The sequence below is a fragment of the Glycomyces sp. NPDC049804 genome (genome assembly GCF_040674615.1).
GTDB classification, from domain to species: domain Bacteria; phylum Actinomycetota; class Actinomycetes; order Mycobacteriales; family Micromonosporaceae; genus Glycomyces; species Glycomyces niveus.
Genome location: NZ_JBFAMQ010000001.1, coordinates 345,764 through 372,490, shown reverse-complemented (window position 1 = coordinate 372,490; position 26,727 = coordinate 345,764). Strand labels below are relative to the sequence as shown.

19 protein-coding genes are annotated in these 26,727 nt (G+C 70.8%); 10 read left to right on the top strand and 9 right to left on the bottom strand.

Annotation, left to right across the window (positions count from 1 at the left end; all coding sequences use genetic code 11):
* Window position 1: 1 nt before the first annotated feature.
* Window positions 2-4,030 (bottom strand): vitamin B12-dependent ribonucleotide reductase, encoded by a 4,029-nt coding sequence (locus AB0K52_RS01715; protein ID WP_363524647.1) that lies wholly within the window; start codon window positions 4,028-4,030, stop codon window positions 2-4.
* A 61-nt stretch (window positions 4,031-4,091) separates the two neighbouring features.
* Entirely contained in the window at window positions 4,092-4,568 is a 477-nt protein-coding gene (nrdR, locus tag AB0K52_RS01710) for a transcriptional regulator NrdR (protein WP_363524644.1), read from the bottom strand.
* Window positions 4,569-4,972: 404 nt separating this feature from the next.
* On the opposite strand from nrdR, the gene lexA reads away from it, so the two are divergent.
* Window positions 4,973-5,629 (top strand): transcriptional repressor LexA, encoded by a 657-nt coding sequence (gene lexA / locus AB0K52_RS01705; RefSeq protein WP_208495270.1) that lies wholly within the window; start codon window positions 4,973-4,975, stop codon window positions 5,627-5,629.
* Between the two features lie 105 nt (window positions 5,630-5,734).
* Here the strand turns inward: lexA and AB0K52_RS01700 are convergent, their stop codons facing one another.
* Together AB0K52_RS01700 and hflX are read right to left on the bottom strand one after the other, a co-directional pair.
* Entirely contained in the window at window positions 5,735-7,399 is a 1,665-nt protein-coding gene (locus AB0K52_RS01700) for a hypothetical protein (protein ID WP_363524641.1), read from the bottom strand.
* A gap of 71 nt (window positions 7,400-7,470) precedes the next feature.
* Window positions 7,471-8,871 carry a GTPase HflX gene (hflX, locus tag AB0K52_RS01695; protein ID WP_363524638.1) on the bottom strand — a complete coding sequence of 467 codons (1,401 nt, stop codon included), beginning with the start codon at window positions 8,869-8,871 and terminating at the stop codon, window positions 7,471-7,473.
* A 273-nt stretch (window positions 8,872-9,144) separates the two neighbouring features.
* Here hflX and AB0K52_RS01690 point away from each other — a divergent pair, with 273 nt between their 5' ends.
* Window positions 9,145-10,533 carry an NAD-dependent malic enzyme gene (locus AB0K52_RS01690; protein WP_363524635.1) on the top strand — a complete coding sequence of 463 codons (1,389 nt, stop codon included), beginning with the start codon at window positions 9,145-9,147 and terminating at the stop codon, window positions 10,531-10,533.
* 194 nt (window positions 10,534-10,727) lie between these two features.
* Here AB0K52_RS01690 and dapF read toward each other — a convergent pair whose 3' ends face one another.
* Entirely contained in the window at window positions 10,728-11,510 is a 783-nt protein-coding gene (dapF, locus tag AB0K52_RS01685; RefSeq protein WP_363525038.1) for a diaminopimelate epimerase, read from the bottom strand.
* 50 nt (window positions 11,511-11,560) lie between these two features.
* Here dapF and AB0K52_RS01680 point away from each other — a divergent pair, with 50 nt between their 5' ends.
* Genes AB0K52_RS01680 through AB0K52_RS01670 form a run of 3 tightly spaced genes read left to right on the top strand, consistent with a single transcriptional unit; the run spans window position 11,561 to window position 16,221 of the window.
* A complete protein-coding gene (locus AB0K52_RS01680; protein WP_363524632.1) occupies window positions 11,561-12,688 on the top strand; it encodes a nicotinate-nucleotide--dimethylbenzimidazole phosphoribosyltransferase in 1,128 nt (375 codons plus the stop codon).
* Window positions 12,685-13,467 carry a hypothetical protein gene (locus AB0K52_RS01675; RefSeq protein ID WP_363524629.1) on the top strand — a complete coding sequence of 261 codons (783 nt, stop codon included), beginning with the start codon at window positions 12,685-12,687 and terminating at the stop codon, window positions 13,465-13,467. Before AB0K52_RS01680 ends, AB0K52_RS01675 begins: the two co-directional genes overlap by 4 nt.
* 39 nt (window positions 13,468-13,506) lie before the next feature.
* A complete protein-coding gene (locus AB0K52_RS01670) occupies window positions 13,507-16,221 on the top strand; it encodes an AAA domain-containing protein (RefSeq protein WP_363524626.1) in 2,715 nt (904 codons plus the stop codon).
* 179 nt (window positions 16,222-16,400) lie between these two features.
* Here AB0K52_RS01670 and AB0K52_RS01665 read toward each other — a convergent pair whose 3' ends face one another.
* Window positions 16,401-17,117, bottom strand: coding sequence for an HAD family hydrolase (locus AB0K52_RS01665; RefSeq protein WP_363524624.1), 717 nt, complete (start codon window positions 17,115-17,117; stop codon window positions 16,401-16,403).
* Window positions 17,118-17,196: 79 nt separating this feature from the next.
* Here AB0K52_RS01665 and AB0K52_RS01660 point away from each other — a divergent pair, with 79 nt between their 5' ends.
* Window positions 17,197-17,679 (top strand): NUDIX hydrolase, encoded by a 483-nt coding sequence (locus AB0K52_RS01660; protein ID WP_363524621.1) that lies wholly within the window; start codon window positions 17,197-17,199, stop codon window positions 17,677-17,679.
* A gap of 10 nt (window positions 17,680-17,689) precedes the next feature.
* Entirely contained in the window at window positions 17,690-18,166 is a 477-nt protein-coding gene (locus tag AB0K52_RS01655) for an NUDIX hydrolase (RefSeq protein WP_363524618.1), read from the top strand.
* A 75-nt stretch (window positions 18,167-18,241) separates the two neighbouring features.
* On the opposite strand, the gene AB0K52_RS01650 is transcribed toward AB0K52_RS01655, so the two are convergent.
* Together AB0K52_RS01650 and AB0K52_RS01645 are read right to left on the bottom strand one after the other, a co-directional pair.
* Complete coding sequence (locus AB0K52_RS01650) at window positions 18,242-19,213, bottom strand: bile acid:sodium symporter family protein (RefSeq protein ID WP_363524615.1); 972 nt, start codon at window positions 19,211-19,213, stop codon at window positions 18,242-18,244.
* 191 nt (window positions 19,214-19,404) lie between these two features.
* Window positions 19,405-21,858 carry a glycoside hydrolase family 2 protein gene (locus tag AB0K52_RS01645; protein ID WP_363524612.1) on the bottom strand — a complete coding sequence of 818 codons (2,454 nt, stop codon included), beginning with the start codon at window positions 21,856-21,858 and terminating at the stop codon, window positions 19,405-19,407.
* A gap of 221 nt (window positions 21,859-22,079) precedes the next feature.
* On the opposite strand from AB0K52_RS01645, the gene AB0K52_RS01640 reads away from it, so the two are divergent.
* Complete coding sequence (locus AB0K52_RS01640) at window positions 22,080-23,129, top strand: LacI family DNA-binding transcriptional regulator (protein WP_363524609.1); 1,050 nt, start codon at window positions 22,080-22,082, stop codon at window positions 23,127-23,129.
* 123 nt (window positions 23,130-23,252) lie between these two features.
* Window positions 23,253-24,662 carry a cellulase family glycosylhydrolase gene (locus AB0K52_RS01635; RefSeq protein WP_363524606.1) on the top strand — a complete coding sequence of 470 codons (1,410 nt, stop codon included), beginning with the start codon at window positions 23,253-23,255 and terminating at the stop codon, window positions 24,660-24,662.
* 79 nt (window positions 24,663-24,741) lie between these two features.
* On the opposite strand, the gene AB0K52_RS01630 is transcribed toward AB0K52_RS01635, so the two are convergent.
* The gene (locus tag AB0K52_RS01630) at window positions 24,742-24,951 is read right to left on the bottom strand and encodes a hypothetical protein (protein WP_363524603.1); all 210 of its coding nucleotides are present in this window, start codon (window positions 24,949-24,951) and stop codon (window positions 24,742-24,744) included.
* A 213-nt stretch (window positions 24,952-25,164) separates the two neighbouring features.
* Between AB0K52_RS01630 and AB0K52_RS01625 the strand changes: the two genes are divergently transcribed.
* Window positions 25,165-26,394, top strand: a complete 1,230-nt coding sequence (locus AB0K52_RS01625) for a hypothetical protein (protein ID WP_363524600.1) — start codon at window positions 25,165-25,167, stop codon at window positions 26,392-26,394.
* The last annotated feature ends 333 nt before the right edge of the window (window positions 26,395-26,727 follow it).

The window sequence follows — 26,727 nt, the reverse complement described above, 5'->3', positions numbered from 1 at the left end:
GCTAGCTGCAACCGCTCGTGGCCCCGCAGCCCTCGCAGGCGTAGCAGGAGCCGGCCGGGCGCATCTTGGTGCCGCAGTTCATGCACAGCGGCGCGTCGGCGCTGCGGGCCTGCGCCGAGTGGAGGAGGTCCTTGCGGGACTTCTTCGACTCGATCTGGATCCGCTCGGCCACAGCCTCCTCGATGGGGGCGGACGCGCGCAGGGCGTCGAGGTCGACCTCGTGCACCTTCGCGGGGTCGTCCCCGTTCAGCTCGGCGGTGCGCTCGGCGGTGGTGAGGATGCCGAGCGCGGCGCGCTCCTCGTACGGCAGGTAGTCCAGCGCCAGGCGGCGGAAGATGTAGTCCACCAGCGACGAGGCCATGCGGATGTCCGGGTCGTCGGTCATGCCCGCCGGCTCGAAGCGCATGTTGGTGAACTTCTCGACGTACTTCTCAAGCGGCACACCGTACTGCAGCGCGATCGAGATCGACACCGACAGCGCGTCCATGACGCCCGCGAGGGTCGAGCCCTGCTTCGACATCTTGAGGAAGACCTCGCCGAGGCCGTCGTCCGGGTAGGACGAGGAGGTCATGTACCCCTCCGCGCCACCGACCGAGAACGAGATCGTCTGGGACGGGCGCTTCTTCGGCAGCTTCCGGCGGACCGGGCCGTGGGTCGCGACCGTCTCGATCGCCTTCTCCACGGCCTCCTCGACCGCCTGCTCGACTTCCTTCTTCTTGGCGGACAGCGGCTGCCCGACCTTGCAGTTGTCGCGGTAGATCGCGAGCGCCTTGAGGCCGAGCTTCCAGCCCTGGTAGTAGACCTCTTCGACGTCCTCGACGGTGGCCGACTCCGGCAGGTTCACGGTCTTGGAGATCGCGCCCGAGAGGAACGGCTGCACGGCCGCCATCATGAGCACGTGGCCCATCGGCGCGATGGACCGCTCGCCCATGGCGCAGTCGAACACCGAGTAGTGCTCTTCGCGCAGCGCCGGAGCGCCGATGACGTGCCCGTGCTCGGCGATGTACGCGACGATCGCATCGCGGTCGGCCGCGTTGTAGCCCAGGCAGTCGAGCGCGCGCGGCACCGTCTGGTTGACGATCTCCATGGAGCCGCCGCCGACCAGCTTCTTGTGCTTGACGAGCGCGAGGTCAGGCTCGATTCCCGTTGTGTCGCAGTCCATTGCGAACGAGATCGTGCCAGTCGGGGCGAGCAGACTGGCCTGCGCGTTGCGCCAGCCGTTGACGGCTCCGAGCTCGTTGCCGTGGCCCCACTCGGACTTCGCGGCCTCGATGATCTGCGTGTCGACGTCGCCGAAGGTCCGCACGGTCTCGGCGGCCTCGGCGTGCTTGTGCATGACCCGCTGGTGCGGCTCGGCGTTGATCGCATAACCCGCGTACGGACCGACGACGCCCGCGATCTCCGCGGAGCGCCGGTACGAGACCGCGGTCATCAATGCGGTGATCGCCGCGGCCAACGAACGGCCCTCGTCAGAGTCGTAGGCGTGGCCCGACGCCATCAGCAAGGCGCCCAGGTTCGAGTAGCCGATGCCGAGTTGCCGGAAGTCGCGGGTGTTGCGGCCGATGGCCTCGGTCGGGAAGTCCGCGAACGAGATCGAGATCTCCATGGCCGTGAAGACGGTCTCGACGGCCTTGGTGAACATCTCGACGTCGAACGAGCCGTCCTCGCCCAGGAACTTCATCAGGTTGAGGCTGGCCAGGTTGCACGAGGAGTCGTCAATGCTCATGTACTCCGAGCAGTTCGCGACCACGACGCCGTTCACGATGTACGAGTGGTTGCGCGGCTCGGTGAGGTTGAACGTGGTCTCGAAACCGACGCTTTCGCGGCTGACAAGGCGGACGGTCCGGTCCGTGTCGTGCCGGGTCTTGAAGTCGAGCACCGAAGCGAGCTTGGCGCGCTTGCCTTCGAGCCCGAAGCTGATCAGCGCCGCGAACTCGACCATCGACGGGCCGGAGATCCGCAGGTCGAAGAACGGGCCTTCCGAGGCGTACTCGACCTCGGTGCCGTTCTTCTTCGTGTACCGGAACTTCGCGTCCTTGGACTCGGTGCGGTAGATCCGGGCGCTGATACCGAGGGAGCCCAGCGTCTCCTGAACGCCGAGGAGCAATTCCTCGGACTTGCTGCTGAGGCCGACATAGCGGGACCCGTTCGGCAGCTCGACGACGCAGCCGTCGGCGTCGAAGAGGCCCTGGAGGAAGGCGGTGAGCGTCTCCTCGTCGGCTTCAAGCATCGACGACGGGAAGACCTTCTCGGCCGAGCGCCCGCTGGAGAGCCCGAGGGCCTTGAAGAACTCGGCCACGCCCGCCCGCTTCGCCCGCAGCTGCTGCGTGCCATTCGCCTGGATGCTGGGCTTGCTCAGGTGCCCGGTCAGCCGCTCGAGCAGGCGCTGGTGGCGCGGCAGCAGTTCGCGTTGCTCGGCTTCCGTGCCGTAGACGGTGACGACACCCTGGTCAGTGACGCAGCCGTCGCCGACGAGCCATCCGGTGAAGTGCGCCAGATCAGCCTCGTCGTCCCATTTGCGCGGCAGGCGAAGCGCCGAACCGGCCCGCTCGGCGACGGCGACGGCACCTTCCGGCAGCTGCGTCGTCGCGGCGGAGCGCGGCGCGTACTGGTTGGAGCGGACGACCTTGTCCTCGGGCTGCAGCTGCTCGGCGTGGACCCAGCCGCGGTTCTGCGTCCAGACCCGGTGGTTCGGGGTGCAGCGCAGGCGGGAGCCGTCCGAGAATCGCAGCTCGATGATCTCGTTGGTGCCGGTGACCATGTACCGCACCGGGTTCGTGGCGATGACGCGGTCGGCAGGGTCGTTCTCGGCGGTGACGTCGTTGGTGAAGACCGCGAAGGTCTCGCCTTCAGCAGAGCGGCGCACGAGGTCGCCGATGGCGATGAGGCCCTTGTCCGTCACGACGCGCTGATCGGCCGGGAAGCACGGGTTCGAGGTGCGGATGCGGTCCGTGTTCGGGTTCGTGTGCCAATCGTTGATGGTGTCGTCGTACTGGATGCCGGGGTCGGCGCACTCCCACGCGGCCTCGGAGAGCTTCCGGAAGATCTTCCGGGCGTCCTTGCGGGCCAGCTCCTTGCCGTCGAGGCGTCCGGTCACGGCGAAGTCGCCGCCGGTCTCGAAGGCGTGCATGAACTCGTCGGAGACGCGCACCGAGTTGTTGGCATTCTGGTACTGGACGGAGACGATGTCCTTGCCGCCGAGGTCGACGTCGAAGCCGGCGTCGCGGAGGGCGCGGATCTTGTCCTCCTCACGAGCCTTCGTCTCGATGAACTCTTCGATGTCGGGGTGGTCGACGTCGAGGATGACCATCTTCGCTGCGCGGCGGGTCGCTCCGCCGGACTTGATCGTTCCGGCCGAGGCGTCGGCACCGCGCATGAAGCTCACCGGGCCGGAGGCGTTGCCGCCGCTGGAGAGCAGTTCAGAGGAGGCGCGGATCTTCGACAGGTTCACGCCCGCGCCAGAGCCGCCCTTGAAGATCAGGCCTTCCTCGCGGTACCAGTTGAGGATCGAGTCCATCGTGTCGTCGACGCTGAGCAAGAAGCATGCGCTCACCTGCTGCGGCGCAGCCGTGCCGACGTTGAACCAGACCGGCGAGTTGAAGCTGAAGTACTGGTGGAGCAGGAGCCAGGTGAGCTCGTCGGCGAAGATCTGGGCGTCCTCGGCGGTGGCGAAGTAGCCGTTCTTGTCGCCGGCGGCGTGGTAGGTCTGCACGACGCGGTCGATGACCTGCTTGAGGCTCTGCTCGCGCTGCGGGGTGCCGAGGGCGCCGCGGAAGTACTTCGAGGTGACGATCTGGGTGGCGTTGATGCTCCAGAACTCCGGGAACTCGACGCCACGCTGCTCGAAGTTGATCGAGCCGTCGCGCCAGTTGGTCATGACGACGTCGCGCGACTCCCACTTGACCTCGTCGTACGGGTGCACCCCCGGGGTGGTGAAGACGCGCTCGACCTTGAGGCCCGGCGCCTTGGTCGTGGTCTTCTTCGCTGCGGTCCTGGTCGCGCCTTCGGCGGCCTTCGTGGTCTTCGGCATGTTCCTCGCCCCTGTCTGCTCATGCCTGGTCATGGGAATCGGATGGGTGTGCTTGCGGTGCTTAGGGGTTGGCGGTGGCGCTGTTGCGAGCGGCGTGCTCCTCGCGCAGCTGCGCGATGGCGGCCTCGAAGTCCTCGAGGGACTCGAAGTCCTGGTAGACGCTGGCGAAGCGGAGGTACGCGACCTCGTCGAGCCGGCGCAGCGGCTTGAGGATGGCCAGCCCCACTTCATGGGCGGGCACCTCGGCCACGCCCTTGGAGCGGATCTCGTCTTCCACGGCCTGGGCCAGCTTCGCCACGTCGTCGGCGTCGACCGGGCGGCCCTGGCAGGCCTTGAGGACGCCGGAGGCGACCTTCCCGCGACTGAACGGCTCGGTGGCGCCGCTGCGCTTGACGACCGCCAGGATCGATTCCTCGACCGTGGTGAACCGCTTCTCGCACTGCTGGCAGACCCGGCGGCGACGGATGATCTTCCCGTCCTCGGCCTCGCGGGAATCGACTACGCGGCTGTCGGGATGGCGACAGTACGGGCAACGCATCTCGCTAGTCTCCTTACTCTGGCCATCGTCTCGCAGCGGTCCGACATTCCGGTTGGGGTTCCGCTGCGCCAATGGCCGTGCTTGGGAGGAAGAGTCCGCCCCTCACCGTTCCGACAGGTGGTGAAACCCCAACACCTAGTGAGTGACGATATAGCAAACCACAAGATCTTGTGTCAAGGATAGCGCAGATCGCGGTGTCGATCACGGGTGGAGTTCGGGGGCGGGCCTCAGTCAACCAGCGGCCGCCGGACTATCGTTCACCCGTACGGGTGAACCTGGGTCAAAACACATTCCGAGCAGCGCGGCGACACGCCGGTGTCGCACGAATGTTTGACTTGACACAGCACCTGAGTTACATTGTCGGAATCAGACATACCGTCCCATTTGTCTAACGGGAGCCTCCTGTGGCTAGCGAGACCACAACAGCCCGACCGAAAACGCGCAAGCTCACGCGTCGGCAGCAGCAAGTCCTCGAGTACATCGAGGAGTTCATCAACAACAAGGGATACCCCCCGAGCGTCCGGGAGATCGGCGCCGAAGTCGGGCTCGCCTCGGCCTCGTCCGTCGCCTACCAGATGAAACAGCTCGAACGGAAGGGCTACCTCAACCGCCTGGCCGGCCGGCCGCGCGCGGTCGGCGTCCGCCAGTCCACCCCGGGCGGCGTGCAGACCTGCTCGCAGCACCCGCGGCCGCGCTACGTGCCGATGGTCGGCGAGATCGCCGCCGGGCAGCCGATCCTGGCCGAGGAGCGCGACTACGACGTCATGCCCCTGCCGGCCGAGTTCGTCGGCGAAGGCGTGCACTTCCTCCTGCGCGTCAAGGGCGACTCGATGGTCGAAGCGGCCATCACCGACGGCGACTGGGTGGTCGTGCGCCAGCAGCCCGACGCCCTGAACGGCGAGATCGTGGCCGCCATGATCGACGGCGAGGCGACGGTCAAGACCTGGAAGCGCAAGAACGGCAAGCCGTGGCTGCTCCCGGCCAACTCCCTGTACGAACCGATCGACGCCTCAGAGGCCGAGATCCTCGGCCGCGTCGTGGCCGTCCTCCGGAAGATCTAGCTCCGCCGCCTGCGGGCAGCGGTCGCACCGCAGCGCTCGGGAGCAGTGCATGACGCGCTGCTCCGGGCGCCGCAGGACGCTCGAGCAGTCACCCCCGAAGGGCTCCTAGCGCCCCCGGCCGTACGTCGTGCCGCCACCCTCGGGCGGACCCCAGAACTCGTCCTCCGGCTCGCCGGAACGCTGGTTTCCAGCCCCGTAGACGCTCCCCTGCCCAGCGGGCGGGGTGGCGGGCCGGGCGCCGTAGACGTTCCCTGAGGGCTCCGGACGGGCCCCGAAGTCCGGGCCCGCGCCGCCGTTGTCGTAGACGCTCCCCTGGCCGCCGCGCTCGAACGCGCCGTACTGCGGTTCCTCGCGGGCCGCGCCGTAGACGCTCCCCTGCCCGGCGGGCGGGGTCGCGGGACGAGCCCCGTAGACGTTCCCCGACGGTTCCGAGCGCGCGCCGCCGTAGACCGAGCCGGTGGACTCGGGCCGGGCCGGGCTCGCGCCGTACACGTTCCCCGAAGGCTCGGGCCGGGCGCCGCCGTAGACGCTGCCGGTGCCACCGCGCGCGACCTGGCTGAGATCCGGGTCGGGCTGGCCGGCGTCGAGGCCGAGGTCGATCGGGTCGTCGTCGTAGACGGCGCCGCGGTCGTTCCCGAACAAGGACTCCTCGCGCGCGAAGCCGAGCTCCGCCGCGTCGTCCTCGCCGCCCTGGCCCTCGTTCTGCTTGCGGTACTTGCGGATGATGATGATGCCGAAGACCATCACCGCCATGCCCAGGATCGCGATGGCGGCCAGGATCTTCACGATCGTGCCCACACCCAGGTCGATGATGCGGTCGACCAGGCTCGGCCCTTCCTCGGCCGCACCGCCGCCCGCGGCTTCGTCACTGGCGGCGGGCTCCTCGGCGGCCGGAGCGGCCGGGGTGTACCGGGTGAGGGTTCCGACGGTGCCGTCGCCGTCAGCGGAGGCGAGGGTGATGAAGTTGCCGTCGGCGTCGTAGGCGACGCCCTGCGCGGTGCCCTCGTCGGCGATCGGCGTGATCTGCGGGGTGCCCTCGGTCAGCGTCGTGATCACATCGCCGTCGACGGTCCACTCGTACACGGCGCTCTCGGTGCGCAGGGCGACCTTCGAGCCGTCCGCGTTGATGGCCGCGCCGGTCACCGAACCCCCCTCGGAGAGCTCAACCGTGCCGACGCTGTCCATGGGAGTGTTCTCGGTCTGGTTGTCGCCCGGCGGGTAGTAGAGGTTGGTCTGCCCGTCCGCCGCGGTGAAGAACAGCGGCTTCTTGTCCCCGGAGTCCGGGATCACGAACGCCTCGACCTCTTCGGCCGCATCCGGGAAGACATAGCGATAGGCCACGTTGTTGTCGAAGTTGTCGACCTCGATCTGGTTCACCGTGATCCAGTCGCGGTCCGTCGCACCGCCCGTGTCGCCCACCCACAGGAAGCCGTTGGCGTCGAGCGCCAGCGCCTGCGGATCGCGCGGCTGGTGGTCGATGAAGACCTCGTCGGCGTCGCGGGGATTGCAGTCCTCGCCGACGCGCAGCACCGACAGCGTGCTGTCCTGGTTGTCGGCCGAGGAGACGATCCACCAGCCGTCGCCGTCGGCGGCCGCCGCGATGCCGGCCGGGCTGGCCAGTCGGGGGTCGTGCAGGTCGCACACCACTTCCCCGCCGCCCTCTTCTTGGGCGTAGACGGGGGGCGCGGCCGTGACCAGGACAGCCGCTCCGGCTGCCCCGGCGACGATCCGCGCAGGCAGGGCCAGACGACCCACACGGCGCTCTCGCATCAGGCAAGTGTTCCAGAACACGGGGGGTACCGGCCACGCCCCCCGAGGGACATGTCCAATACCACTGGAATTCAGTCGGTTTCCAGGACGAACGCTCGCAATTCACCGGCCAGCGCGTCGTCTACGCGGGCCGTGACGACGGTGCCGTCGCCGCGGTGCTCGGTCGAGAGGACCTCGCCGCGCGAGCGAAGGCGCGAGACGAGGTCGCCTCGCACGTACGGGATGCAGACGGTCAGGGTCGTGTCCGGCTGCGGCAGTGCCTGCTCGATGGCGGCGCGGAGCTTGTCGATGCCTTCGCCGGAGTGGGCGGAGACGAAGACCGCGTCGGGCCAGTCGGAGCGCAGCTGCAGGACGTCGTCGGGCGCGACCAGGTCGAGCTTGTTGACGACCACGAGTTCCGGGATCTCCTCGGCCCCGACCTCGGCGAGCACCTCGCGGACCGCTTCGGCCTGGCCGAGCGGGTCGGGGTGCGAGCCGTCGATGACGTGGACGATGAGGTCGGCTTCCGCGACCTCCTCGAGGGTGGAGCGGAAGGCCTCGACGAGCGCGTGCGGCAGGTGCCGGACGAACCCGACCGTGTCGGTCACGGTGTACTCGCGGCCCTCGCTCGTGCGGGAGCGCCGCGTCGAGGTGTCGAGGGTGGCGAACAGCGCGTCCTGGACGAGGATGCCCGCGCCGGTGAGGGCGTTGAGCAGGCTCGACTTGCCCGCGTTGGTGTAGCCGGCGATGGCGACGCCGGGCACGCGGTTGCGGGTGCGCGAGTCGCGCTTGGTCTCGCGGGTGACGGTGAGCTTGGCGAGTTCGCGGCGGAGCTTGGCGACCTTCGCGCGGATGCGCCGGCGGTCAGTCTCGAGCTTCGTCTCACCGGGGCCGCGCAGGCCCACGCCGCCGTTCGAGCCGCCCTGGCGGCTCATGGCGTCGCCCCAGCCGCGCAGGCGCGGCAGCAGGTACTGGAGTTGGGCGAGTTCGACCTGGGCCTTGCCCTCGGCGCTCTTCGCGTGCTGGGCGAAGATGTCGAGGATCAGGGCGGTGCGGTCGATGACCTTGACGTTGATGGCCTTCTCGAGGGCGATCAGCTGGCCCGGGGACAGTTCGCCGTCGGCGATGACCGTGTCGGCGCCGAGCGCTTCGACGGTGTCCTTGACCTCGCGGACCTTGCCGGAGCCGATGAAGGTGCCGGCGTCGGGCTTGGAGCGGCGCTGGATGAGGCCGTCGACGACCTCGGAACCGGCGGTCTCGGCGAGCTGCGCGAGTTCGGCGAGGGAGTTCTCGGCGTCGTCGATGGTGCCTTCGGTCCAGACGCCGACGAGGACGACGCGCTCGAGGCGAAGGCGGCGGTACTCGGCGTCGGTGACGTCTTCGAGTTCGGTCGAGGCGAGCCCGGCGACGCGCCGCAGCGCTTGGCGGGCTTCCAGGTCCAGTTCGCCCGTCGAGGGGGCGGCGGTGGACGGGAAGTCTTCTTGGGAGTTCATGTGCTCTTCGTGCATCACCACAAGCTTGACACGCCTGAGGGACAAGATCGAGTGATTATGGCCCCGCGCTCGCCGCGGGCCGCCGGACCCGTTCGGAGAATTGTTCTTAATGTTCATCGGCCCGGTGGTTCCATGATTCGGACCTGCGTGGACATCAGTGCTGGTCGGAGCCGTCACGCCGGGCCCGGGCGCGGGCGGGCCGGGCGCGCGCGGTGGCATGATTCAGGTGTACCGACCCTTGCGTCCACGACGTGGTGACCGATTAGGAGTGGCATGACTGCTGCGCGTCTTCCCAGTGCCGGGTTCTCGATCACGGTCCGGCTGGCCCTCTCGGCCGACCCGGGCGCGGCGGGCCGCCTCGCCACCGTCGTAGGGCAGGCCGGCGCGATCGTCACCGCCCTCGACGTGGTCGCCTCCGACAACAAGCGCATGACCGTCGACCTCACGTGCGACACCTCCGACGCCGCGCACGCCGAGCAGGTCACGAACATCCTCGAGGCCATGCCGGACTTCGACGTGAAGAAGGTTTCCGACCGGACCTTCCTCGTCCACCTCGGCGGCAAGATCGAGGTCACCCCCAAGGTGCCGCTGCGCAACCGCGACGACCTGTCGATGGCGTACACGCCCGGTGTGGCCCGGGTGTGCATGGCGATCGCCGAGAACCCCGACGACGCCCGCCGGCTCACCATCAAGCGGAACACGGTCGCGGTCGTGACCGACGGGTCGGCGGTGCTCGGCCTGGGCAACATCGGCCCTGCCGCGGCGATGCCGGTCATGGAGGGCAAGGCGGCGCTGTTCAAGAAGTTCGGCGACGTCGACGCGTGGCCGGTGTGCCTGGACACGCAGGACACCGACGAGATCGTCAACATCGTGGCGGCGCTCGCGCCCACGTACGGCGGCATCAACCTCGAGGACATCGCCGCGCCGCGCTGCTTCGAGATCGAGGCGCGGCTGCGCGAGCGGCTGGACATCCCGGTGTTCCACGACGACCAGCACGGCACCGCGATCGTGGTGCTGGCGGCGCTCACCAACGCGCTGCGCGTGGTGGGCAAGGAGTTCGCGGACGTGCGCGCGACCGTCGTGGGCTGCGGCGCGGCCGGGACGGCGATCATGCGGCTGCTCGAGAAGGCCGGGATCGGCGACATCATCCCGGTCGACCGGGACGGGGCGCTGCACTCGGGCATGGAGTGCGAGAACGAGACCTGGAAGTGGCTCGGCGAGCACTTCAACAAGACGGACTACAGCGGCGACCTCTCAGGCGCGGTCGAGGGCTCGGACGTGTTCATCGGGGTGAGCGCGCCGAACATCCTCAAGGGCTCCGACGTGGCGAAGATGGCGAAGGACCCGATCGTGTTCGCGCTGGCGAACCCGGACCCGGAGATCAGCCCGACTGAGGCGGCGCGGTACGCGGCGATCGTGGCGACCGGGCGTTCGGACCAGCCGAACCAGATCAACAACGTGCTGGCGTTCCCGGGCGTCTTCCGGGGGCTGCTGGACGCGCAGGCGCGCGACTGGAACGACGACGCGGCCCTGGCGGCGGCGACGGCCATCGCCGACTGCGTCGGCGAGGAGAAGGTCAACGCGACCTACATCGTGCCGAGCGTCTTCGACCCCAATGTGGCCCCGGCGGTGGCGGCCGCGGTGAAGCGGGTCATGCGTTAGGCCGTCCGCGCCTCGCGTCGGAATCGTGACGCGACTAACGCCCCGGAGACCACTGGTTTCCGGGGCGTTCTGTCGTACCCGGCCGCGATGATGGCGACAGCCCCTCTTGGGAGGGTGGGGGCTTGTGGACGGTATCCCCGACACGCCTCACGTTCACGTTTCGCTCGCCCGCCTCGCGGCGGTCCGCCTTGGCGCTAAACGCGGAAGGCGCCCTCGGCGACGATCACGGCGGGACCGGTGAGGAACAGGGTCTCTTCGGTGACCGTGATGGTGAGCGTCCCGCCCGGCACGTCCACTTTGCACACGCCGGTCTCCTGGCCCGCGTGCCGCAGCGCCACCGCGCCGACGGCGCACGCCCCGGTGCCGCAGGAGGCGGTCTCGCCGACGCCGCGCTCGTGGACGCGCATCCGCACATGCGGCGCCGTCCCGACCACGAACTCCACGTTCACGCCGTGCGGGAACACCCCCGTGTCGTAACGCGGCTGGTGGTACAGCTCCAGCGCCTCGAGCTCCGCCTCGTCGCCGAGGTGGCACACCAGGTGCGGGTTGCCCATCGACACGGCCTGGCCGGGCCACGTGAACCCCTCGACCGAAGCCTGCGAGGTCGGACCGAACGCGGCCGAACCCATGTCCACCCGCAGCTCATCGCCCTCGACGTGCACGGTCTTGATCCCCGCCCGCGTCGCCACGGGGACCGCCGGCCCCTCCGCGAGGCCCTTCTCGAGCAGGTAGCGCACGAAGACGCGCACGCCGTTGCCGCACGTCTCGGCGATCGAGCCGTCGGCGTTGCGGTAGTCCATGAACCACTGGGCGGCCGGGTCCTCCGAGGGCGCGACGCGCAGCAGCCCGTCGCCGCCGATCCCGAACCGGCGGTCGCACAGCAGGGCCACCTGGGCGTCCTTCAGCGGGAGCGCGTCCTGGAGGTCGGGCACGATCACGAAGTCGTTCCCCGTGCCGTGTCCCTTGGCGAAGTCGATGGTGGTCACTAGGCAATTGTGCCCCACGGCTCCCGCGCTAGGCTTCTGCCGTGACTGAGACGACCGACGCCGGGCCCCTCGCCGACCTGAAAGCGAAGTTCCCCAACGGGGTGTGGACCACGCGCGCCAACGCGCGGCTCCAGGACGCCCTCATCGAAGGCGCCGGCCTCGGCCGCCTCCAGCCCGCCGTCGGCTGGGCCGCGCGCATGCAGGCCACCGAGGCGCCTCGGCCGTTCGCGTCGCCGCAGATGCTGCTCTTCGCGGGCGAGTACCCGCCGGGCTGGGACGCCGGCGACTACGCCCCCGTCGAAGAGCAGGCCGCCGCATTGGAGAACGGCGAAGGCGCCCTCGCCGAGCAGGCCTCGCGCGCCGGCCTGCCCGTCACGGTCGTCCGCACGCCTCCGAGCGAGGGCGTCGAAGGCCCCCTCCTCGATGAGACCGAGCTCGACGAGGCCCTGCGCCTCGGCCGCGAGTCCGCCGACCGCGCGATCGACGCCGGCGCGGACCTCCTCCTCATCGCGGGCCTCGGCGCGGGCGCCGCGACCGCCTCGGTCGCCGTCTGCTCGTTCATCGCGAAGGAGGACATCACGACCTACCAGCCGCAACTGCGCGCCCCCGGCGGCACCGTCGCCGACGGCGCCTGGATGGGCCGCATCGCCGCCCTGCGCAACCACCTCGCGTTCAACCGCGGTTTCAAGCGCAGCCCCGAAGCGCTCGTCTCGCGCCTCGGCGGGGCGCAGCTCGGCGCGATGGCCGCCGCGATCTTCACCGCCGCCACCCGTTCCACCGCGATCCTGATCGACGGCCCGGCCGCCGTCGCCGCCATGATGATCGCCCGCGACTACGGCCTCGCCGCCCCCAAGTGGTGCTACGCGCCGAACCGCTCGGCCCACCCGGTCGTCGTCAAACTCGCCAAGCAGGGCGGCCTCGCCGACGACCTCGGCTTCGAGCTCGACCTCCCCGACGCCGTCGCGCTCCCGCTCGGCTGGGAGCTCCTGCAGCAGAGCCTGCGGCTCTCGCAGTCGCTCCCGATGCCCGCCAAGGAAGAACCGGAGCCCGCCCCGGCAGCGGCCGCGCCGGCGGAGGACACCGCCGAGGCCGCACCGGTAGAAGAGACCGCCGCCGCGACCGACCCGGCCGAGATCGAAGCGATCGAGGAGAAGTCCGCCGAAGCATGACCGGCGCCGATCCCCGCGCGCTCGTCGAGGCGCTGAACGACTGGGCGCTGGGCGCCGACTGGGTGGACTGGGTCGAGATCGGCGGCTCCATCGGCCGGGGCGCGGGGGACGAACTCTCCGATGTAGACGCAGGCATCGGCGTGGACGCCCTCGCCGAGCACCCGGGCCGCATCGATCAGGCGCGCACCGCCATCTCCGCGTTCGCACCCGTCGCCGCGTCCCTCACCCAGCCCATGGGCGACGCCGTGCACCTTGTCTGCGTCTACGAGGACGGCCGCCAGCTCTCCCTCGTCGTCTTCGATGCCGAAGCCCGGCAGGGCCTTCCGCCGCAGGCCGTGGCGACCGTCGACAAGTCCGGCCGCCTCAGCCGCACCCTCGACCGCGGCCGCTGGGACGCCGACGACGCGACCGTCCGCGAATGGGCCTTCCTCGCCTGGATCGCCATCGGCGACGCCGCCCGCCACCGCCTCCGCGGCCGCACCTGGCGGGCCCTCCACGCCCTCACCGAAGCCCGCGACCACCTCTGGAAGCTCTGGGCCCACGCCGACGGCCTGACCTATCCGATGTTCGGCGCCATCACCGTCGAGAACGCGGACGCCGCCCTTCCCGAGGGCATCGAGCAGACCCACCCCGCCGACCTCGGCACCGCGTCGATCCACCACGCCCTCACGGCCCTCACCCGCCTGCTCGAGCCCTACACCGCAGGCGATCTCGAAGCGCTGGCCACCACGATCCGGCGCCGCCTCGCCCTCCTCGAGGACCAAGGAACGACAGCGTGACCAGTGAAAACAGGTGAGCGGCCGGTAGACTCGGCCCCCATGAGCGCCGCCCGCGTCCTCCTCGCCCTCACCGACCTCGCCCCGCAGCCCACGCAGCAGCGGCTGCAGCGCGACCACCTCGGCGACCAGCACGCCTGGGGCGACCTCGCCGCCGTGCGCGAGGGCGCGGAACTCGCCAAATACGACGAGCTCCACCGCGACGAGCGGCTCCTCCGCCAAGGCTGGGGCGTGGTCATGGGCCGCACCGAGATCGACGGCAAGACGCGCCGCGTGCAGCTCCCCCTGGTCAGCCGACCCGTCCGGCTCCAGCCCGACCCGGCCAGCGCGTTCCGGCAGATCGTGGTCCCCGCCGGCGACGTCGAGGTCCACAGCAGCCTCGAAGGCACCGAACTCGGTGCGCGGCTCGAAGCCGCGTTCGACCCCGAGACCCCCTCGGCGCCCGAGCAGGACTTCGGTTGGCTGTCGGAGGCCGCCGCAGCGGCCGGCTTCGACGCCACGGTCGCGCAGCGCATCCCGACGCAGGCCGAACGCGACCGCCTGGTGGTCGTCCCGTCTGCGGTGGTCTACATCGCCCCCGAGATCGACCCCGCTTCACTGGCGACCGGCCTGCGCGACTGGGCGAAACGGCCGGGCATCGACCGCACCGCGCTCGCGGCGATGTACGACCCCGCCGACACCGCCCCCGACACCGACGCCCGGCCGCCGCGCTGCCCGTTGCCGCTCAGCGGCGAGCAGACCGACGCCGTCGTCCAGGCCCGCACCGCCCCGGTCACCGTCATCGCGGGCGCGCCCGGCTGCGGCAAGAGCCACACGCTCGCTGCGATCGCCTTGGACGCCATAGCCAACGGGCAGTCGGTGCTCATCGCCGCCCAATCCGTCCACGCCGCCGACGTCCTCGCCGAACTCCTCGACCGCCACCCTGGACCGCTGCCGGTCCACTTCGGCGACTCCGAGCGACGCGACCGGTTCCTGACCCGGCTCGGCTCGGGCACCGGCAAGGGGCACAAGCGCCGCGAGGTCGAACGCCACCAGGACGCCGCCGCCGAGGCCGTCGAATACGCCGCGCGTGTCGAAGCGGAGATCGCGACCTGGCTCGACCTCGAAACCCGACGCGGCCGCGTGCAGGACCTGCCGCTGTTCCTCCTCGACGACTTCCCCGGGCTCCGCGAGGCCGACCTGGACGAGGCGCAGCGGCTCCTGGACCGCTCCCGCCGCGACGACGGCTGGTGGCAGCGGCTGCGGGCCGGCCTCGCCGCCAAGCGCCTGCGACGCCTCGCCGGCGCCGAAGGCAGCGCCACCGCGCTGGCCCGGGCCGTCCGCGCCGCCCGCGACCAGCGCGACGCCGCTCGCCTGGCCGCGGCCGGAGGCCTGCGGCTCGCACCGCTCTGGAACAGCCTTGAAGCGGCCGATCTCGCTGCGGCAGCGGCGATCGGCCGCGCGCTCGACATCGAGACGGGCTCCGCCGAGCGCCGGAACGCGGCCGCGCGCAAGGCCCTCGCCGAACTCGCGACCGCGCTGCGCGCGGGCAACCGTCCGCAGCGGCGGTCGCGGCTGGACGGCATCGACGTCGCGGCCCTGCTGCGCGCCATGCCGCTGTGGATCGGCACGGTGGCCGACGTGGAGGACGTGCTCCCGGCCCGCGCGGGCATGTTCGACCTCGTGATCCTCGACGAGGCCTCCCACATCAACCAGCTGCGCGCCGCCCCGGTGCTGGCCCGGGCGCGCCGTGCGGTGGTCGCGGGCGATCCGCGGCAGCTGCGGTTCGTCTCGTTCGCGAGTGCGGCGAAGACCGAGGACGTCCTCTCGCGGCATGGGCTCTCGGACCGCCTGGGGCAGTTGGACATCGGCAAGGTGAGCGCGTACGACCTGGCGTGCGGGGCGGGGCCGGTGGTGGAGTTGACCGAGCATCACCGCAGCGTGCCGCATCTCATCGGGTTCTCGGCGGCGAAGTTCTACCACGGCCGGGTCGAACCGGCGACCAGGCATCCGCGCAACCACGAGGCCGACGCGATCACCGTCCACCGGGTGGCGGCGAAGTCCTCAAAGGACGGCGTCATCAAGGTGGAGGTCGCGCGCTCGCTCGACCTCCTCGGCGAGCTGGTCGACTCGGGGGCGACCGGCCTGGCCGTGATCTCGCCGTTCCGGGCGCAGGCGGAGGCGATCGAGGCGGCGATCCTGAAGCGGTTCGATCTGGAGACGATCCGCCGCCACCGTATGCGGACCGGCACGGTGCACGCCTTCCAGGGCAGCGAGGCGGACACGGTGGTCATCGCCCTCGGCGTCGCAGAAGGGGATGCGGCGGGCCGCCGCCGGTTCGCGGCGGGTCCGAACCTGTTCAACGTGATGGTGACGCGGGCGCGCGGCCATCTGCACCTCGTCACGGCCGTCGGTGATCCTGACGGGCTGATCGGGGAATTCCTGCGGTACGCCGATCAGCCCCCGCGCGCGCCGGCCGGCGGCGGTCCGGTCGGCGAGTGGACGGCGAAGGTCGCCGATGCGCTCGACGGCGCGGAGGTGCCGGTGCGCGTGGCGTATCCCGTGGGGCACTGGACGGTCGACCTGGTAGTCGGCGACGCCGAGCGGGCCGTCGGCGTGATCGCCGAGGTCCACCCGGACGGCCCGGCGGCGCACACGGCCCGCCACCGGGCCTTGCGCCGCGCGGGCTGGCGCGTGGCGGAGGCATATCCGTCCGCCTACGGCGACGATCCTTCGCGGGCCGCGATCGACGTGCTGTCGGAGGTCGGGGGCGGCTAGTCCCGCTGCTCGGCTCTGCGGATCCGGCCCCAGGAGACCACGAGCTGCATGCCGAGCAGATTGACGATCCGCGCCCCCGTAGACGAGGGCCGCGCCCTCGAACCCCAGAAAGGCCGTCCCGGGGCCGCCGACGAATGCGCCGAGGAGCCCCAGCATGATCATGACGACGGCCGCGACCGTCAGCCAGCCGCCTTCTCTGCGCGGTTGAGCGCCTTCGCTACTTCGCTCCCGATCTGTTCTGTCGGTGCGCGTAACGAGTTCGCGGCGTACTTGATGGCTTCGGCGACCGAGTCGGCGATGCGGGTGGGCGCGTACTCGGTCGGCGCCCATTCGCGGCCGAGGTGGAGCCAGACGCTGCGGAGACCAAGGCGGTGGGCGCCGAGGATGTCGGCCTCGTCGCGGTCGCCGATCATCCAGGCGCGGTTGAGCGAGGCGCCGACCGCCGCGGCGGCCGCGTGGAAGATCCCGGGCTCGGGCTTGCGGAAGCCCACGCCTTCACTCACCACGGTCGCGTCGACCAGCTGGCCCAGCCCGGCGGCGGCGACCTTTCCGGTCTGCTGCGCGACCGCGCCGTTGGTGACGATCACGACCTGGTGCCCGGCCGCGCGAACCTCACGCAGCGCTTCGGCGGTCGACGGCTCGATCCGCGCGTGCTCGCGGGCGCCGCGACGCAGGAAGGCGATCACCTCGTCCTCTTCGAGCCCCACCGGGTACCGCTCGACGATCGCCTGCGCGACGGTCGAACGGGTGGCGTGCCCGGACGCGTCGACGCCCATCACCCAGTCGACGTCCTCGGCCGGGAACCGATGCGCCGCAAGGAATTCCGTCACACCGAGCCGAAAGGCCCCGTCGCGGTCGATGAGCGTGTTGTCCAGGTCGATCATCACGAGGGTCATGCCCAGGATGCTACGGAGCGACCGGACGTCGCGGCAAACGCGTTCCCAACCGCGGCTCCGAAACCGGTAGCGTCGCGGCATGACCGGACTCCCGCAATCGCTCCTCGACGGCTTCGCGACCTCCTACGCGGTGGTGTGCGCCTTCGCGACCGACCCCGCAGGCCGCCTCCTCGTCGTCAAGCCGACCTACCGCGAGGAGTGGCAGTTCGTCGGCGGCATGGTGGACCGCGGCGAGTCGCCGCACGAGGCGTGCGCGCGCGAGGTCGAGGAGGAGATCGGCATCGACCTCCCGGTGGGCGACCTGCTCGTGCTCGACTACGTCCCCGACCACGGGTTCGTCTCCGCCCCGATGACCATCTACGTCTTCGACTGCGGCACGGTCGCCGAACCGGACCTGATCCGCCTGCAGGAGGATGAGATCGAGGCCTACGACTTCCTCCCGGTCGAGGCCGCCGCGGCGAAGTTCCACCCCACCAACGGCCCCCGGGTGCGCCTCGCGGCGGAAGCCCGCCGCGCCGCGCGAACAAGGTACGTGCCCCACGGCGGTCCGGTTCCCCGATAGGGTCATCGCCATGTCCCCCAGTGATTGGGTGCCGCCGCACGAGTGGTTCGCGAGCCGGCCGAAGAACCTCGCTGCTGCCTGCGCACTGTTCACCGACGCGAGCGGGCGCGTCCTGGTCGTGAAGCCGCACTACCGCGACCACTGGCTCTTCGTCGGCGGGCAGCTCGATGAGGGCGAGACCCCCGAGCAGGCGTGCCGCCGCGAGGTCAAGGAGGAGATCGGGCTCGACGTCGAGCTCGGCGACCTCCTCGTCGTGGACTGGACGCAGGCGACCGCCGAGCGGCCGTTCCCGCTGCTCGTCTTCATATTCGACGGCGGGACGCTCGATCCGGAGCAGATCCGACTCGACCGCGATGAACTCGTCGAGTTCCGCTTCCTCCCGGCCGACGAGGCGCGGCGGCTCCTGTCCGCCAACGGGCAGCGGCGGATGCCGGTCGCGCTCGAGGCCAAGCGGACCGGCGCCACTGTCTACCGCTCGGACGGCTAGCGCGGCGGCTCGCTGATCGCGTCGGGTCGCAACGCCGAACGGCCCCGCGCGACGCGGGGCCGTTGCAGCGCAACGCTAGGACTCGACCGCTTCGCGGTCCTCCTCGGCGTCCTGCACCGGGCGGCGGGACCAGTAGGCGGCCAGCAGTGACCCGGAGATGTTGTGCCACAACGAGAACACCGCCGCAGGAAGGGCCGCGACCGGGTTGAAGTGGGCCGTCGCCAGCGCGGCGGCGAGGCCGGAGTTCTGCATGCCGACCTCGATGCTGACGGCGCGGCGGCCGGTGGCGGGCAGGCGGCCGAGCTTGGCGAGCGCGTAGCCGAGCGCGAGGCCGAATCCGTTGTGGAGCACCACGGCGAGTACGACGAGCGCGCCGACCTCGAGCAGGGCGTCGGCGCTGCCGGCGACCACGGCCATCACGACGAGGGTGATGCCGAGGACCGAGACGAGCGGGAGCGCGTCGAGGACCTTGTCGATGAGGCGCGGCGCGAAGCGGCGCAGGAGGAGGCCGACGACGACGGGGACGAGCACGATCTGGATGATCGAGACGAAGAGGCCGCCCGCGTCGATCGGGAGGAATTCGCCTGCGAGCCAGAGCACCAGGACCGGGGTCAGGAGCGGGGCGAGGAGGGTCGAGACCGAGGTCATCGCGACGGAGAGCGCGGTGTCGCCTTTGGACAGGTAGACCATGACGTTCGAGGCGGTGCCGCCTGGCGCGGCGCCGACGAGGATCATGCCGACGGCGAGCATGGACTCCATGTCGAAGGCCCGCGCGAGGCCGTATCCGGCGAGGGGCATGACGAGGTACTGGGCGATGACGCCGGTGACGACGGGCCAGGGGCGCCTGCCGATGATCGTGAAGTCCTTGGGCTGCAAGGTCATGCCCATGCCGAGCATGATGACCATGAGGAGGTGCGGGACGGCTTGGCCGAGCGGGGCGAAGGCGCTCGGGGTCGCGAAGGCGACTGCGGCGGCGGCGAGCACGATGGCGGGGAGCCAGGTGCCGGTGAGGTCGCCGACGCGTTGGAGCGGGGTCCGTTGGTTCATCGGGGATTCGCTTTCCGCTGGGCCGCTTGGGGCGTCGGGGAGCAGGGTCGCGAGGGGCGGGGCGTCAGGGACGGCTGACACTCTACTCGCCCGCCGAGGGTTGGGAATCTGATTCCCAGAGTGCCGGCGCCTGAAGTCGGATGAACAGGCGCGCGGGCGGTCTCACCAGTCCGCCCGCGCGCCCGGTCCGGTCAGTCGTTGACGGCCCGCAGGACGGGCTTCGCGGTCAGCGCCTGCCGGAGTTCGGGCGAGGCGGCGATGGCCTCGCTGGTGACGGTGAAGGTGGCGTGCTCGCCGGGGAGGAGCGTGATGAGGGCCTTGTCGACCTGCGCCTCCGGGTCGAGCCGGTCGACGAAGAGGCACAGGTCGCGCAGGACGCTCTCGGCGTGGACGGTGACGGCGACTCCGCCCTCGGCTGCGGCGACCTCGGTGGTGTACTGGGCCTTCGGCCAGTCCATGTCCTTGTCCTCCTTGGTGAACCAGGCCGCGCGCGGGAACTCTTCGCGGCCGGTCACGAGGAATTCGCCGTCCTTGGGGATCGCTCCGGGTTCGAGTTCGAGCACGGCGGTGTCCCGCGCGTCGATCGCCATCTCCACGAGCGCGCGGCCGATGATGCGGCCTTCGGGGTTGCACTTCCAGAAGCCGATCACGCCGTTCCAGGCGTCGGGGGCGTCGTTGACGACGACCATGTTCAGGCCGTCGCCCTCGGGCTGGAAGGTCACCATGCGCTCGGCGAAGGCGTCCCGCAGCGCGTACCAGAGCGGCTTGAGGCGCTCCTCGCCGTCGATCGCGGCCCAGGAGGTGACGGGCCAGCAGTCGTTGAGCTGCCACACGATCGCGCCGGTGCAGTACGGCTGGAGGGAGCGGAACCGCTCGAGGCCGAGGCGGATCGCGCGGGCTTGGTTGACCTGCGTGTAGTACAGCCAGTCGTCGAAGTCGCGCACGGGCGGCAGGTGGGCGTCGAGGCCGCGCTGGAGCTTGGCCTGGCCGTTCTCGGCCTTCTGGTGCCAGAGCATCGCGGGGCTGTCGGCGTCGAGCGGCTCGTCGGTGACCATGCGCCGCACCGTGGCCCAGGTGGGCGGGGCCTGGTAGCCGAACTCGGCGACGAAGCGCGGCTTCCAGTCGCGGTAGCGGGTGTAGTCGAGCTCGTTCCACACGTCCCAGATGTGGACGGTGCCGTGCGCCTGCTCGTTCGGGTGCCGTTCGCGTGTGCCGGAGTAGGGGCTGCCGGGCCAGTACGGGCGGGTGCCGTCCACTTCGGCCACGAGCTTGGGGAGGAGGTCGTGGTAGTACCCGGCGCCCCAGGTGCGGTCGCCGAGGCGGCCCTGCCAGTCCCAGTCGTGCCAGCCCCACAGGTTCTCGTTGTTGCCCGTCCAGGTGACCAGGCTCGGATGCGGGGCGAGGCGGGCGAGGTTGTCGCGAGCCTCGGCCTCCACTTCGGACCAGAAGGGCTCCTCCTCGGGATAGGCGGCGCACGCGAACGGGAAGTCCTGGCCCACGAGGAGGCCGAGCCCGTCGCAGATCCGGTAGAACGCCTCGGACTCGTACACGCCGCCGCCCCACACGCGGATGTAGTTGACCCCGGCCGCGACCGCTTGGCGCAGGCGCCGTTCGATCCGCGCGGGGTCGATGCGGCCGAACAGCGCCTCGTCGGGGATCCAGTTGACGCCCTTGATCCAGACCGCTTCGCCGTTGACCTTCAGGCGGTACGGGCGGCCGTCCGCGTCGGGCTCGGTGTCGAGTTCGACGGTGCGGAAGCCGATCCGGCGCTCCCACGAGTCGAGCTCCTCGCCGCCGGCGACGGCGGTGACCGTCGCCTCGTACAGGGCCCGCCGGCCGTAGCCGTGCGGGTGCCACCGCTCCGGGGCCTCGACTTCGAGCCGCACGGTCGCGGTGTCGCTGCCCGCGGGGACCTGGACGTTCGCCTCGGCGACGACGTGCCCGTCGCCGTCGGCCGGGTCGCGTCCGACGGCGCACTCGAGGACGACCTCGGTCTCGGCGGCCCTGCGCAGGCGCACCTCGAGTTCGACGACGCCGACGCCGTCCTCAAGGGAGACTCGCGGCAGGACCTCCTCGATGCGCGCGGTGTTCCAGCACTCCAAGCGCACCGGCCGCCAGATCCCGGCGCCGGCGAGGTTCGGGCCCCAGTCCCAGCCGAAGTTGCAGGCGGCCTTGCGGATGAAGTTGCCGGGCTCGGGGTAGGCGTTCGGCCGGTCGCCGAGCCGGTCCCGCTGCGCCTCGGCGTACGTGTACGGGGCGGTGAAGTGGACCTCGAGTTCGTTGGCGCCCTCGCGGATCGCGCCGCGGACGTCGAAGCGGTAGCGGCGGTGCATGTTCGCGGTCTCGCCGACGACGGTGCCGTCGAGGCTCACCCGGGCCACGGTGTCGAGCCCGTCGAAGACCAGGTCGATCCCGTCCCAGTCGCCGTGATGGTCGAACGAGGTCCGGTAGGTCCAGTCGCTGCGGCCGACCCAGGCCAGGTCGCGCTCGGCCTCGTCCGTGTAAGGGTCGCCGATGAGCCCGGCGGCCAGCAGGTCGGCCACCACCTCGCCGGGCACGGCCGCCGGCGTCGCGGTGACGGCCACCGGGGCACCGGGGTCGCCGGTGACGGTCCAGCCCTCGTGCAGGGTTCGCTTGGCGCTCAAAGAGACTCCTATGCGTTGGTCGACGGGCGGGCGCGGTGCGCCGCGCACCGGTCGGGCTCGTGACTTCCGCCCGAGAGGTCACCGCCCATGATGCCGCGCCGCTGCCTCCCGCACGGGCGAAGAGTAGCTTAACCGGATAAGCAGGCCGTACGCTACAGTCGGTGCACCGGCGACGCATCCCATGCGCGGCCGTGCCCGCAGCACACCTGAGAGGACCACCGATGACCAGGCGAGTCACCATCGCCGACATCGCCGCCGCGGCGGGCGTGTCGAAGGGCGCGGTCTCCTACGCCCTCAACGGAAGGCCCGGCGTCTCCGAGGCCACGCGCACGAAGATCCTCGCCATCGCCGCCGAGATGGGGTTCGTCCCCAACCGCGCCGCCCGCTCCCTCTCGGTCTCCTCCGCCCAGACCGTCGGCATCGCACTGCGCCGCCCCGCCCGCACCATCGGCATCGAGCCGTACTTCATGGAACTCATCAGCGGCATCGAAGCGACCCTCTCGGGCGGGTCCTTCGGCCTGACCCTGCAGATCGTCGGCACCGTCGAGGAGGAGCTCGAGGTCTACCGGCGCTGGTGGGCCGAGCGGCGCGTCGACGGGGTCTTCCTGTGCGACCTCGGCACCAGCGACCTGCGACTCGACTTCGTCGCCGACCTCGGCCTCCCCGCTGTGGCCGTGGGCGGCCCGGTCGAGGGCGCGCGGTTCCCCGCCGTCTGGCACGACGACGTGGAACCCAGCCGCGACATCCTCGAGTACCTGTACACCCTGGGCCACCGGCGCGTCGCCCGCATCGCGGGCATCCCCGGCCTGCTGCACACCGCGATCCGCGACGAGGCCTACGCCGAGACCGCGGCCGGCCTCGACTTCGAGTCCGCCACCATGGTCCACAGCGACTACACCGGCGAGCAGGGCGCCCAGATCACCAGGCGGCTGCTCAGCTCCGCCAACCGCCCTACCGCGATCGTCTACGACAACGACGTCATGGCCGTGGCGGGCCTCGGCGTCGCCCACGAGCTCGGCCTCGAGATCCCCGAGCAGCTCTCCCTCGTCGCCTGGGACGACTCGCCGCTGTGCCGCCTCACCCACCCCGCCCTCACCTCGCTCACCCGGGACATCCCCGCCTACGGCGCCAAATGCGCCGAAGTGCTCCTGACGCTGATCGGCGGGGCCGACGCGGGCGCGCCCCCGGGACCCGAGGCCCGCACTTTCTCGGTTCAGTGCAAGTCCGCCCAACTGTCCCCCCGCGGCTCGACCGGTCCCGCCCCCGTCTGAACTGCGGTGCGCCGCAAGCCAATCTCGGAACACGTCTTGAACCCCATCAATATTTATGATTCTCTATGTGGAGGTGTTGATTAACCGCTTCACCTGCAACCCGGATCTACAGATGGGATCGACATGGAACACGGCACCTCCGACGCCGCCCCGGCACGGCGTCGAACGTCCGGTCGCCGCCGCATGCGCAAGTGGCTCATGGCCGTCGCCGCCGCGCTCGCCGTCGTCTTCGCGGGCGTGTGGCAGCTCGTCCCCGCGGGCGCGCAGCCGACCGGCGGCTTCTCGATCGACGGCACGCAACTCATCGACGCCAACGGCAACCCGTTCATCATGCGCGGCTCCACCCACCCCGACGTCTGGTACCAGGGCGAGTTCGCGAGCTTCGGCGAGATCTCCGACCTCGGCGCCAACACCGTCCGCGTCGTCCTCGGCTCGGGCCAGCGCAACTGGGGCGTCACCAGCGCCGCCCGCGTGCAGCAGATCGTCGACGAGTGCAAGGCGCAGCGCCTCATCTGCGTCCTCGAAGTGCACGACACCACCGGCTACGGCGAGGAGGCGGGCGCGGCCACCCTCGACCAGGCCGTCACCTACTGGGAGGGCCTGCACTCCGTCCTCGAGGGCGAAGAGGCCTACGTGCTCATCAACATCGGCAACGAGCCGATCGGCAACACCGACCCCGCGCAGTGGACGCAGGCGACGGTGAACGCCGTGGACCGCATGCGCGACATCGGCTTCGAGCACACCCTCGTCGTGGACGCGCCGAACTGGGGCCAGGACTGGACCAACACCATGCGGGCCAACGCCCCCACGGTGGCGGCGGCCGACCCGCTCGGCAACACCCTGTTCTCGGTGCACATGTACCAGGTGTACACCTCCCCCCAGACCGTCATCGACTACTTCGACGCGTTCGAGGCGATGAACCTGCCGCTCATCGTCGGCGAGTACGCCGACACCCACCAGGGTTCCACGGTCGCGTGGGAGACCATCCAGTCCGAGGCGCACCAGCGCGGCATCGGCTGGATCGCGTGGTCGTACTCGGGCAACTCGGACCCGATCCTCGACCAGGTGCTCGGCTTCGACCCCGACCAGATGACCACCTACGGCCAGCGGGTCTTCAACTCCACCTACGGCATCGGGAACACCGCCGAGCGCGCCACGGTCTACGGCGACGACCCCGACCCGACCACCCCGACCTCGAGCCCCACCGAGAACCCGACCACGGGCGGCCCCGCCGAGGGCGACTGCACCGCGAAGATCAACGTGGTCAGCTCCTGGAGCGGCGGCTGGCAGGGGAACGTCAGCATCACCGCCGACCAGGGCGCGGTCGACGGCTGGCGGGTGACCTGGACGTGGGCCGGGGCCACCCGGATCACCAGCAGCTGGAACGCCGACCTGACGGCCTCGGGCGCGAGTGTGACCGCGGAGGACGTGGGCTGGAACGCCGCCGTCGCCGGCGGCCAGAGCCGCGAGGTCTTCGGGTTCATCGCCTCCAGCCCGACCGGCACTCCGGCCGTGACCTGCGAATCTATCTAGTGCGGAGATGAGCGACGGGCGGCGGACCAGATGGTCCGCCGCCCGTTGCAGTACGACGCTGTCCGACTCGAACCGGCGCTTAGCCGTTCTTGGTCGGGAGCTGGAACTTGCCGACCCCGCCCTTCGGCATCTGGGAGCGGACGCTGCCCTTCTTGTTGCCGATGGCCTTGTGGCCGGTCTTCTCGGCCTTCTTGCCGCGGGCGAGCGCACGGCGCTGCTCGCGGTTCAAGGGCTCTTCAGCGGTGGCTTCTTCAGCGGCTTCTTCGGCCTTGGGAGCTTCGGCGGTCATACGCTTCCCCTTTTCGGGTAGAGAGTGAAGAGACGTGAGCGCGAAACGGAGTCAAACTCGACGTCTCGAGAACTGGCACTCAGTCGTATTGGCGGCCTCATCGACGGAGGCGGCCGAATCTCTTCTAAAAGATCATGCCGCCCACTCTAGCGGCTGCGCGTCCCGGGCACAACGGGCTTTGCGACGCGCCGAGCGGTGACTACCCTCATACGCATGAGCCGGAACCCTCCCGCGAGCCTCCCGCGCGTGCGCACCGCCGCGCAGGACGCGATGCGCGGCGCCCGCTGGTGGACACTCCTGGACCTCGAGCGCAACCTCCGGGCCGACACCGAGTTCTGGCGCGACCTCTGGGCGCCCTCGCTCGCCATCGCCGCCCACAAGGTCGGGCTCAAGGGCGCGCGGTCGCGCTTGGACGAGGCGATCGAAGCCGGGTTCCACCAGATCGACCTGTTCGAGCCCGAGCTCTCGGCGGCGTTCGGCAAGGACCCGGACTGGGAGCAGGTCCTCGAGCGCGCCCGCGCGAACGTGCCCGAGCCGGCCCTGCGGATCACGGCCTGGCCCGAGCCGGGCCCGGGCGCGCCGCTGCGCCTCGACCGCCCCGAGCCCCACCGCGAACCGCAGCTGCTGCCGCGCCTGCCGAAGCCCCTGCCGGGCGCGTGGGACACCGCCAAGCGGCTACTGGGGTGGACGGCGGGGCTGTGGCGGCACGCCAACACCCGCATCAACGCCGGCGACGCGCTCGACGTGCTCGAGCAGGTCGCGAACGGCGCCCGCTACTCGTGCGTCGAGTACTCGATCGTGCTCGCGCAGGGGCTCAACGTCCTCCGCGTCCCGGCCCGCCGCGTGTGGCTGCGGCGCGGGGACTACCACGACGGCGTGGGGCAGGGCCATGCCGTGGCCGAGGCCTGGATCGACGACCTCGACCAGTGGGTGCTGCTCGACGGCCAGCACGGCGCGTACTGGGCCGACGAGGACGGCCGGCCGCTGAGCCTGCCCGAACTCCAGGCGCGCGAACGCCCCGCGCGGCCGGTGCACGTCGGGCCCCGCGAGCTAATGAAGGACCCGGGCCTGTGGGCGGCGTACTTCCGGCACGCCTCGGTCACCGGGATCGCTTGGGAGCCCGAGGGTTTCGTGCCGGTCTTCCAGGACGGCCAGGTGCTCGCGACCGAGCGGCTCGTCCGCGACAGCGGCGGAGCCTACCCCCGCCTCTCCGACCTCGCCGTCGGCGTCACCGGTCTCGCCGGCTCCCCGGCGGTCGAGCTGAAGCCGGTGCACCCGTACGCGATCGGCGGCACCTGGAACGGCGAGGTCATCGCCGCGCACGGACGCCAGCGCTTCGCTCAAGCGCTCGACCGCGAACCGGGCGAGCACAAAGCGGCGATCGCGGCCCTGACGCCTTACGGCCCCTTGGCCTCCCGCGAACTGCGCTGGACCGCCGCCTAGCGGTCGACTCGCCCGGCGGCTCCGGCAATGCCGTGTCACGGCGGCCTCGTGCGGCGCCGCGCGCCACGCGCCACGCGCCGATCGGATCGAACCGCCCACTGCACGTGATATTGGCATTTTGCTATGTATTGACAGGTAAGCGGTCGCCCGGTAGGTTTGCTTTCACTTCCCTCAACACCATCAGGAAGCCGCATCTCGGCGGCGCCCACCAGATCTGCGAACAGCGACCGAATCCTTCCGCCGCCGACTGGGAGCGCTCCACCTTTGCGTTCCGCGCCCCTGAGGCCTTGCGGCGCAGGCGAAGACCCCCGGCCCCCGGCTCGTCGGCGGGTC

Excerpts from the sequence above, each read along its gene's own strand:
- AB0K52_RS01660 (WP_363524621.1), top strand. The coding sequence starts at position 17,197 with ATGACCGGACTCCCGCAATCGCTCCTCGACGGCTTCGCGACCTCCTAC.
- AB0K52_RS01630 (WP_363524603.1), bottom strand. The coding sequence starts at position 24,951 with ATGACCGCCGAAGCTCCCAAGGCCGAAGAAGCCGCTGAAGAAGCCACC.
- AB0K52_RS01655 (WP_363524618.1), top strand. The coding sequence starts at position 17,690 with ATGTCCCCCAGTGATTGGGTGCCGCCGCACGAGTGGTTCGCGAGCCGG.
- hflX (WP_363524638.1), bottom strand. The coding sequence starts at position 8,871 with ATGAACTCCCAAGAAGACTTCCCGTCCACCGCCGCCCCCTCGACGGGC.
- AB0K52_RS01715 (WP_363524647.1), bottom strand. The coding sequence starts at position 4,030 with ATGCCGAAGACCACGAAGGCCGCCGAAGGCGCGACCAGGACCGCAGCG.
- nrdR (WP_363524644.1), bottom strand. The coding sequence starts at position 4,568 with ATGCGTTGCCCGTACTGTCGCCATCCCGACAGCCGCGTAGTCGATTCC.
- AB0K52_RS01700 (WP_363524641.1), bottom strand. The coding sequence starts at position 7,399 with ATGCGAGAGCGCCGTGTGGGTCGTCTGGCCCTGCCTGCGCGGATCGTC.
- AB0K52_RS01690 (WP_363524635.1), top strand. The coding sequence starts at position 9,145 with ATGACTGCTGCGCGTCTTCCCAGTGCCGGGTTCTCGATCACGGTCCGG.
- AB0K52_RS01665 (WP_363524624.1), bottom strand. The coding sequence starts at position 17,117 with ATGACCCTCGTGATGATCGACCTGGACAACACGCTCATCGACCGCGAC.
- AB0K52_RS01675 (WP_363524629.1), top strand. The coding sequence starts at position 12,685 with ATGACCGGCGCCGATCCCCGCGCGCTCGTCGAGGCGCTGAACGACTGG.
- AB0K52_RS01670 (WP_363524626.1), top strand. The coding sequence starts at position 13,507 with ATGAGCGCCGCCCGCGTCCTCCTCGCCCTCACCGACCTCGCCCCGCAG.
- AB0K52_RS01640 (WP_363524609.1), top strand. The coding sequence starts at position 22,080 with ATGACCAGGCGAGTCACCATCGCCGACATCGCCGCCGCGGCGGGCGTG.
- AB0K52_RS01635 (WP_363524606.1), top strand. The coding sequence starts at position 23,253 with ATGGAACACGGCACCTCCGACGCCGCCCCGGCACGGCGTCGAACGTCC.
- AB0K52_RS01625 (WP_363524600.1), top strand. The coding sequence starts at position 25,165 with ATGAGCCGGAACCCTCCCGCGAGCCTCCCGCGCGTGCGCACCGCCGCG.
- AB0K52_RS01650 (WP_363524615.1), bottom strand. The coding sequence starts at position 19,213 with ATGAACCAACGGACCCCGCTCCAACGCGTCGGCGACCTCACCGGCACC.